General features: G+C 64.4%; 8 protein-coding genes and 1 pseudogene. 5 read left to right on the top strand and 4 right to left on the bottom strand.

Features of this window, described 5'->3' with window-relative positions:
- Positions 1-2,005, top strand: a 2,005-nt coding sequence (locus tag VFA16_RS12975; RefSeq protein WP_324968202.1) for a 3-hydroxyacyl-CoA dehydrogenase NAD-binding domain-containing protein, incomplete at its 5' end; no start/stop codon positions are given.
- 64 nt (positions 2,006-2,069) lie between these two features.
- Here VFA16_RS12975 and VFA16_RS12980 read toward each other — a convergent pair.
- The 4 genes from VFA16_RS12980 to VFA16_RS12995 form a co-directional block, all read right to left on the bottom strand.
- Positions 2,070-2,675, bottom strand: coding sequence for a class I SAM-dependent methyltransferase (locus tag VFA16_RS12980; RefSeq protein ID WP_324968203.1), 606 nt, complete (start codon positions 2,673-2,675; stop codon positions 2,070-2,072).
- Positions 2,676-2,688: 13 nt separating this feature from the next.
- Positions 2,689-3,297 carry a class I SAM-dependent methyltransferase gene (locus VFA16_RS12985; RefSeq protein ID WP_324968204.1) on the bottom strand — a complete coding sequence of 203 codons (609 nt, stop codon included), beginning with the start codon at positions 3,295-3,297 and terminating at the stop codon, positions 2,689-2,691.
- Between the two features lie 89 nt (positions 3,298-3,386).
- Positions 3,387-4,250 carry an LLM class F420-dependent oxidoreductase gene (locus VFA16_RS12990; protein ID WP_324968205.1) on the bottom strand — a complete coding sequence of 288 codons (864 nt, stop codon included), beginning with the start codon at positions 4,248-4,250 and terminating at the stop codon, positions 3,387-3,389.
- 3 nt (positions 4,251-4,253) lie between these two features.
- A complete protein-coding gene (locus tag VFA16_RS12995) occupies positions 4,254-5,459 on the bottom strand; it encodes an FAD-dependent monooxygenase (RefSeq protein WP_324968206.1) in 1,206 nt (401 codons plus the stop codon).
- Between the two features lie 75 nt (positions 5,460-5,534).
- Between VFA16_RS12995 and VFA16_RS13000 the strand changes: the two genes are divergently transcribed.
- The 4 genes and pseudogenes from VFA16_RS13000 to VFA16_RS13015 all read left to right on the top strand — a co-directional run.
- Entirely contained in the window at positions 5,535-6,071 is a 537-nt protein-coding gene (locus VFA16_RS13000; RefSeq protein ID WP_324968207.1) for a TetR/AcrR family transcriptional regulator, read from the top strand.
- Positions 6,072-6,093: 22 nt separating this feature from the next.
- Positions 6,094-7,083: an LLM class F420-dependent oxidoreductase gene (locus tag VFA16_RS13005; protein WP_324968208.1), complete on the top strand. Its 990-nt coding sequence runs from the start codon at positions 6,094-6,096 to the stop codon at positions 7,081-7,083.
- A gap of 88 nt (positions 7,084-7,171) precedes the next feature.
- Positions 7,172-7,585 carry a Zn-ribbon domain-containing OB-fold protein gene (locus tag VFA16_RS13010; protein ID WP_324968209.1) on the top strand — a complete coding sequence of 138 codons (414 nt, stop codon included), beginning with the start codon at positions 7,172-7,174 and terminating at the stop codon, positions 7,583-7,585.
- A gap of 31 nt (positions 7,586-7,616) precedes the next feature.
- Positions 7,617-8,194: pseudogene (locus VFA16_RS13015) on the top strand (thiolase family protein); the annotation flags it as partial.

The following is an 8,194-nucleotide window of genomic DNA, read 5'->3' on the forward strand; positions in this document are numbered from 1 at the left end:
CGAGAAGGATTCGATCACCGGCGTGGTGATCACCAGCGCCAAGAAGACGTTCTTCGCCGGCGGCGACCTGACCGCGATGGTCAAGGCGCGGCCCGAGGATGCCGGGCAGTTCTTCGACACGGTGGAGCGGGTCAAGAAGCAGCTGCGCACGCTGGAGAAGTTGGGCAGGCCTGTTGTCGCGGCCATCAACGGTGCGGCGCTGGGCGGCGGCCTGGAAATCGCTCTGGCGTGTCACCACCGCATCGCCGCCGACGTTCCTGGCAGCCAGATCGGTGTGCCGGAGGTGACGCTGGGCCTGCTGCCCGGTGGCGGTGGAGTAACCCGCACCGTGCGGATGTTCGGGATCCAGAAGGCTTTCGTCGAGATTCTCGCGCAGGGCACCCGGTTCAAGCCCGGCAAGGCGAAGGAGATCGGGCTTGTCGACGAGGTGCTTCCGAGCGTCGAGGAGCTGGTGCCCGCGGCTAAGGCCTGGATAAAAGAGGTCAAGGCCAACCCGGATGCGCATGTACAGCCGTGGGACAAGCAGGGTTACAAGATGCCCGGCGGCACTCCGTCGTCGCCGTCGTTGGCAGCGATCCTGCCGTCGTTCCCCTCGAATCTGCGCAAGCAGCTCAAGGGAGCGCCGATGCCCGCGCCGCGGGCGATCCTGGCCGCTGCGGTCGAGGGTGCGCAGGTCGACTTCGACACCGCCAGCCGCATCGAAAGCCGTTACTTTGCTTCGCTGGTCACGTCCCAGGTGGCCAAGAACATGATCCAGGCGTTCTTCTTCGACTTGCAGCACATCAACTCCGGCGGGTCGCGGCCCGAAGGCTACGAGAAGACGACGTTCAAGAAAGTTGCGGTGCTCGGTGCCGGGATGATGGGCGCGGCCATCGCCTATGTCTGCGCCAAGGCCGGCATCGAGGTGGTCCTCAAGGACGTCAGCCTGGACGCCGCCCAGAAGGGCAAGGAATACTCGGAAAAGCTGGAAGCCAAGGCGCTTTCGAAGGGCCGGACCACCCAGGAGAAGTCCGACGCGCTGCTGGGCCGCATTCACCCGACCGCCGACGCGAACGACGCCGCCGGTGCCGACCTGGTGATCGAGGCGGTGTTCGAGTCGGTTGAGTTGAAGCACAAGGTGTTTGCCGAAATCGAGCCGGTGGTGGCACCCGACGCGGTGCTGGGCTCCAACACCTCGACGTTGCCGATTACCGAGCTGGCCAGCGGCGTCACGCGGGCCGAGGACTTCATCGGCCTGCACTTCTTCTCGCCGGTCGATAAGATGCCGCTGCTGGAAATCATCAAGGGCCGCAAGACCTCTGACGCCACCCTGGCCAAGGCCGTGGATTTGGCGATGCAGATCGGAAAAACCCCGATTGTGGTCAACGACAGCCGCGGCTTCTACACCAGCCGGGTGATCGGCACCTTCATCAACGAGGCGATCGCGATGCTCGGCGAAGGCGTGGAGCCGGCCAGCATCGAGCACGCCGGCGGACAGGCCGGCTACCCGGCGCCGCCGCTGCAGCTCTCCGACGAGCTGAACATGGAGCTGATGGCCAAGATCGCCAAGGCCACACGCGAAGGCGTCGAGGCAACCGGACAGACCTACACGCCGCATCCGGCTGAGGCCGTCGTCAACAAGATGCTCGAGCTGGGCCGGCCGGGCAAGCTGAAGGGCGCCGGTTTCTACGAGTACGCCGACGGCAAACGGGTCGGGCTGTGGCCGGGCCTGCGGGAGACGTTCAAGTCGGGTTCGTCGAAGCCGCCGCTGCAGGACATGATCGACCGGATGCTGTTCGCGGAGGCGCTGGAGACGCAGAAGTGCCTCGACGAGGGTGTGCTGACATCCACGGCCGACGCCAACATCGGGTCGATCATGGGTATCGGCTTCCCGCCGTGGACCGGTGGCACCGCGCAGTTCGTCATCGGCTACCTCGGTGGCAAGCAGGGCTTCGTCGCCCGTGCTCGCGAGCTGGCCGCCAAGTACGGCGACCGGTTCCTGCCGCCCGACTCGCTGACGTCATAGCAGCGTGCGCTTCGCTGACGCTTAAATCGTTGCGACGCCCGCCGGGGCGTCTCGCCGCAACTGGTTAAGTTCCGCGACGTTGCAACAGGTAGGACCGCACCGGGTTCTTGCCGTTGTGATCCAATTGCGGTTCGTCACAGGCTGATAGCAGCGTCCAAGCGTGTGTGAACCGACGTTCGATCTCGGCTCGATCGATTCCCCGCACGCCGAACGACCCGCCGGGGACGAATGCGACGATCAGCAGCCGCGCATCCGGCGCCGACACCGCGGTGACTTCGCGGACATACGCGTCGCGGTCCTCGTCGCTCATGTTGTGCAAGCAACCGTGGTCGGTGATCAGCGTGTAGCCCGCGCCCACATTTGACGAGCTCAGCCTGGTCACATCGGCCTGGGTGAACGTTGCCGAAACCTTGGCGGCAGCGGCCTTCGCCCGTGCCTTGTCCAGAGGCTTCGCAACGAAATCCACACCGGTGACGTGCCATCCATGCTTGGCTAGATAGATGCAGGTATCCCCGGTGCCACAGCCAAGATCGAGCGCGGTGCCCGCCGGCAGCGGGGGCGAGCCGTTGCCTTCGACTAGATCGTGCAGGCTCTTTGCGACCGGGTGGCCATCCCACGGGGCGAAACCCAGCCGATAGAACATCGAGAACAAAAGGTGCTTGGAAGCCATCGCTTGCCTGTCTTCAGTTTTGGCGCTGAAGCACGTAGCTGCGCGCATGGAAGCGGGCGGCGAATCGATTGCCATTCGTCCACTGCGGTTCATCGGTCGCTGACAGCAGCGTCCAGGTCGGCGCGAAGCGGCGCTCGATTTCCGCTTGCTCGACTCCCGCCGGCCCCAACCGGCCGCTGCGTTTGAAAGCGACCATGAACAGCCGTGCTCCGGGCGCTGCGGCCGCCGTGATCTCGCGGACGTAAAGGTCACGATCGCCGTTGCTCATGCCGTGAAAGCAACCGTTGTCCACGATCAGCTCAAACCGTGAACCGATTCCGGCCTGGCTCAGATGCGTGACGTCGGCGTGGACTAAGTTGACCGTTAGGTTCGCGGCCCGAGCCTTGGCGCGGGCCTTCTCCACTGCCTTCGGGGTGAAGTCGACTCCGGTGACCTGCCAACCGTGCTGAGCCAGATAGATTGACGCGTCGCCCGTGCCGCATCCGACGTCAAGCGCGGATCCTGGCGGCAGCGCGTCGGTTCCCTCGATCAGTCCGCGCAGCGTCGGCGACTGTGGATGGCCGTCCCACGGTGTGAAGCCCAGCGTGTAGAAGATTCGGAACAATGTGTGTCGAGAAGCCATTGCCTCACGGTATTACGCAGCGGGCAGGCATTAAAGCCCCGACGCAATCGGAAAGCGGCGCTATGGCTGCACGTCCGCGCGCTGAGAAGTCATGAATTGCATGCCGCAGCTATTCGGCGCCATTGCTCGCGGGGAAAGGCCCTCTGGTCAGCCAGCAGCACTTGCACGCAGACATGGTCGGCGCCGAGCGCTTGATGGTCGGCAACCCTGCGCATGATGGCTTCCTCGTCACCCCATGCGATGATCGCGTCGAAGAGTCGATCGCTCACCTGCGCGAGATCGTCGGCCGAAAACCCGCTCCGCAGCAGGTTGTTGGCGTAGTTCGGCAGTGCCAAATAGGCGCGAAGCCAATTGGTTCCGATGGCGCGTGCCTCCTCGGCACTGTCGGTCAAGATCACGGTCTGCTCAGGGAGCAGCAGCGGGCCCTCGCCCAAAACCGAACGCGCAGTGGCGGTGTGCTCGGGGGTGACGAGGTACGGGTGCGCGCCGCAGGCGCGGTTGGCCGCCAGCGCCAGCATTTTTGGGCCGAGTGCCGCCAGTACCCGTCGCTCGACGGGCACCGGCTGTGGCGCGGCATCCAGCGCATCGAGGAACGATGCCGTCGCGGCCAGCGGTTTGCGGTATCGGCCGGGCTCGCGGGAGTCGATCAGCGGCGCGTGGCTGACGCCGATACCCAGCAGGAAACGATCGCCGTGCTCAGCCGTCAGCGATGCGTAGGAGTCGGCGACGTCGCCGGGTTCGTGCATCCACAGGTTCAAGATGCCCGTGGCGATCACCGTGCGTTTTGTCGCGCCGAGCAGGCGACCCACTGAGTCGAACACCGGCCCGCCCACATCCGGAATCCACAGCGCGGTAAAGTCCAGCTCCTCCAATTCCGCTGCCGCCTCGGCCGCTTCGGCGGGGTCGCCGTAGCGCAGTTGGCTGCTCCATATTCCGACGCCGGAAAGCTCCATGCGTCAATGTTGCCAAACGTGGCTACCGTAGTCGGGTACCGGGATCGAGTCGTGCAGGCGCACGCCCGTGGTGTTGAGCTTGGCGACTGCACGGCTGACCGGTGTCGGCAGCGCCGACACCAGTTGGGCACCTCGGGTCACCGCCCAGAGCGCGGCCCGCGAGGCGGGGACGACGGTTTTGGCGGCGCGACTCGCGAAAGCGCGGGTGCGGCGCACCGGTTCGCGCATCCGTTGTTCGTAGGCCGCGAACGCTGCTTGGTAATCCGCGCCCGCTCGAGCCAGTTCGCCGGCCAGCACATAGGCGCCGACCACCGCCAGGCTGGTGCTGCCGCCCACGGCCGGACCCGGGCAGTATCCCGCGTCACCGACGAGCGTCACCGGCCCACGCGACCAGGTGTCCAGCTGCAATTGGGTGATGGAGTCGAAGTAGAACGCCGGAGTGGTGTCGAGGCATTCGAGCCAACCGTCCACCCGCCGATGCATTTCGGCGAATGCGTTACGCAGTAAGCCCTTCTGTCGCAGGACATCTCGATAGTGGTATTGCAGTTCACGGCTGTGGAACATGAACACCGCCCGCGCGTCGTCCAGGTGCTGCGCGCTATAGATTCCTGCCATGCGGCCGATTTCGACGTGACCGATCATTTCCCCCACGGTCGCCAGCGATTTCGGAATGGACGCCACCGCCAGATAACCGCCGAGATACCGGGTGCGACCGGCGTCGTCGCCGAAGACCAACCGTCTGACGTTGGAATGGAGCCCGTCGGCGCCGACCACCACGTCGAACCTGCGGGGAGTCGCGTGCTCGAATGTCACCTCGCCGTCGGGCGAAATTGTCGTGATCGAGTCGCCGAAGAGGTAGTCGACATCGGCGGCTTGGTAATAGATTTCGCTGAGGTCGTCGCGCATGATCTCGACGTGCCGGTCGGAGGCGGCCCGGTAGATCTTGGTGAGGTCGACGCGGATCGGCCGTCGCGCCCCGTCACGGTAGATGCTCAGACGCGTCGTCTTGGTGGCGCGGTCCTCGATGCGGGGCAGCACGCCCATCTTCGCGGAGATCTCCATCGCCGGCCGGAACAAGTCGACGGCGTGGCCGCCGGTCTTGCGAAAGGTCGGTGCACGCTCGACGACTGTCACGTCGAACCCATATCGATCCAGCCAGAACGCCAGTACGGGCCCTGCGATGCTCGCGCCTGAAATCAAGACCCGCATGCCTGCCTCCTTACTTAACGATCAGTAAGCTTGTCAGCTGCGCTTACTTATCGGTAGGTCAGATATGCTGGCTCAGTGAGCAGGCCCCGCTCTGATACCCGGGAGCGCATTCAAGCGGTGGCCCGCGAGCTGTTCTCTCGGCAAGGGGTGCAGCGCACCAGCCTGCAGGACATCGCCGAAAGACTGGGAATCACCAAACCCGCGCTGTACTACCACTTCTCGTCGCGAGAGGACCTGGTCCGCAGCATCATTCAGCCGCTGATCGACGAGGGCGAGCGCTTCATCGCAGACCGCGAAAACCGGGGCGACACTGATGTCCGCGAACTGCTCGAGGGCTACTTCGACTACCACTATCGGCACCGTGGCGACCTCGTGTTAGTGGTGACGGAATTGACGACGCTGGCCGAGCTGGGGTTGATCGACAAGCTGTTGGCATGGCGCGACCGGCTCGGCCGGCTTGTGTTCGGACCGAAACCGACGCTTGCGCAGTCCACCCGCGCGGTGATCGCGTTCGGCGGGCTACAGGACTGCTGTCTGCAGTTTCCCGACACGCCCTATAACGAATTGCGTACCGCAGTCGTCGAGGGCGCGCTGGCCGCTTTGGGTATGTGACATCGGTCTACAGTCGGCAGCTATGCGCTTTGGACTGTTCATCCCGCAGGGCTGGCGACTCGATCTGGTGGGCATCGAACCCGCCAAGCACTGGGCGGTGATGCGCGAGCTGGCTGCCTACGCCGACGACAGTCCGTGGGACTCGCTGTGGGTCTACGACCACTTTCACACAGTGCCCATGCCGACCGGCGAAGCCACCCACGAGGCGTGGTCGCTGATGTCGGCCTACGCGGCAACGACATCGCGGATCAAGCTCGGTCAGATGTGCACCGCGATGAGCTACCGCAACCCGGTCTATCTGGCCAAGGTGGCGGCCACCGCCGACATCATTTCTGGCGGTCGTATCCAGATGGGTATCGGCGGCGGCTGGTACGAACACGAATGGCGCGCTTACGGTTACGGCTTTCCGCCCGCAAAGGTACGGCTCGGGCGGCTCGACGAGGGCGTGCAGATCATGCGCGACGCCTGGCGCGATGGCAAAGTCACCTTCCCCGGCGAGCACTACCAGGTCGATGGCGCGATTGTTGCACCCCAACCCTTGCAGGAGAACGGAATTCCGCTATGGATTGCGGGCGGCGGGGAAAAGGTGACACTGCGGATCGCCGCGAAATACGCGCAGTACACCAACTTCACGCCCGAGCCGGAGGCTTTCGCTCACAAGTCGCAGGTGCTGGCCGGGCACTGCCGCGACGTAGGCACCAACTTCGACGCCATCGTGCGCTCCGTCAACGTCAACGCCGTCCTGGGCGCCTCCGAGGCCGAAGTCAAAGACCGGCTGCAGCGCATCCACGACCGGATCGCTGGCTACGTACCCGAGTCGGCGGCCGATGCGATGATCAGGGGCACCACCGGGGTGGAATCGGCGGCAGGCACCACGGAGCGGGTGATCGAGCGGCTCGAGCGCCTGCGTGAGCTGGGCTGCCAGTACGTCATCTGCTACTTCCCCGAAGCCGCCTATGACAGGTCCAGTATCGAGCAGTTCGAACGGGAAGTGATCCCGGCCCTCGGATAGGAGAATGGAATTTCCACTTTGGTGGAATGCTGTTGTACGGTCTGGTGCGGAGCACTATTCTCATCCTGCGACTTCGGAGGATCGCCCGATGCAGAAGGCGTTAGCACCGGATATCTCTACCTGGCCGGATGACAATCCACAGCTGATCGGCAGTCGCTGCGGGGACTGTGGTGCCACCACGTTTCCGGTGCAGCAGCGCTGCCCACGGTGCAGCGGCGGGCAGATGTCCGAGCTGTTGCTGCCGCGTCGCGGCACCCTGGTGGCCTGGACCACTCAGGGGTTTCCGCCGGGGCCGCCCTATGCCGGTCCGATTGGCGACGCCTTCACCCCGTTCGGGGTCGGCCTGGTGCAGCTTGGCGACGTGATCCGCGTCGAGGGGCGGCTTACTGAAAATGATCCGGCCAAGCTGCGGTTCGGCATGGACGTCGAGCTGACCATGGTGCCGTTGACCACCGACGCGGACGGCAACGAGGTCATGACGTTCGCCTTCCGGCCGGTCTAGACCCAAGAGGATCCGAAAAGGGAGCCGTTAGATGAACGACGTGGCGATTATCGGTGTGGGCCTACACCCATTCGGGCGCTTCGAGGGCAAGTCCGCGATGGAGATGGGCGCCGACGCAATCCAGGCCGCGCTGGCTGATGCGAGCCTCGACTGGAAGGACATCCAGTTCGGAGTCGGTGGCAGCCATGAAGTATCCAACCCCGACGCGGTGACCCGATTGGTGGGGCTGACCGGAATTCCGTTCACCGACGTGTTCAACGCCTGCGCCACTGCGGCGAGTGCTACCCAGTTGTGTGCGGACACGATCCGGCTGGGTAAGTACGACATTGGCATCGCCGTCGGCATGGACAAACATCCTCGCGGCGCTTTCACCGATGACCCGGCGAAGCTGGCCCTTCCGGCGTGGTACGCGGAGAACGGCCAGTTTGTCACCACCAAGTTCTTCGGGATAAAAGCCAACCGCTATATCCACGAGCACGGCATCTCGCAGGAAACTTTGGCCAAAGTGGCAGCCAAGAATTTCCGCAATGGATCGTTGAACCCCAATGCGTTTCGGCACAAGCCGCTAACCGAAGAGCAGATTCTGGGCTCGCCGATATTGAATTACCC

It is taken from the genome of Mycobacterium sp. (genome assembly GCF_035653355.1).
Classification (GTDB): Bacteria; Actinomycetota; Actinomycetes; order Mycobacteriales; family Mycobacteriaceae; genus Mycobacterium.

What these genes read in the sequence shown, in the direction of transcription:
- VFA16_RS12995 (WP_324968206.1), bottom strand. Translation starts at nt 5,459, where the DNA reads ATGCGGGTCTTGATTTCAGGCGCGAGCATCGCAGGGCCCGTACTGGCG.
- VFA16_RS13005 (WP_324968208.1), top strand. Translation starts at nt 6,094, where the DNA reads ATGCGCTTTGGACTGTTCATCCCGCAGGGCTGGCGACTCGATCTGGTG.
- VFA16_RS12980 (WP_324968203.1), bottom strand. Translation starts at nt 2,675, where the DNA reads ATGGCTTCCAAGCACCTTTTGTTCTCGATGTTCTATCGGCTGGGTTTC.
- VFA16_RS12990 (WP_324968205.1), bottom strand. Translation starts at nt 4,250, where the DNA reads ATGGAGCTTTCCGGCGTCGGAATATGGAGCAGCCAACTGCGCTACGGC.
- VFA16_RS13010 (WP_324968209.1), top strand. Translation starts at nt 7,172, where the DNA reads ATGCAGAAGGCGTTAGCACCGGATATCTCTACCTGGCCGGATGACAAT.
- VFA16_RS12985 (WP_324968204.1), bottom strand. Translation starts at nt 3,297, where the DNA reads ATGGCTTCTCGACACACATTGTTCCGAATCTTCTACACGCTGGGCTTC.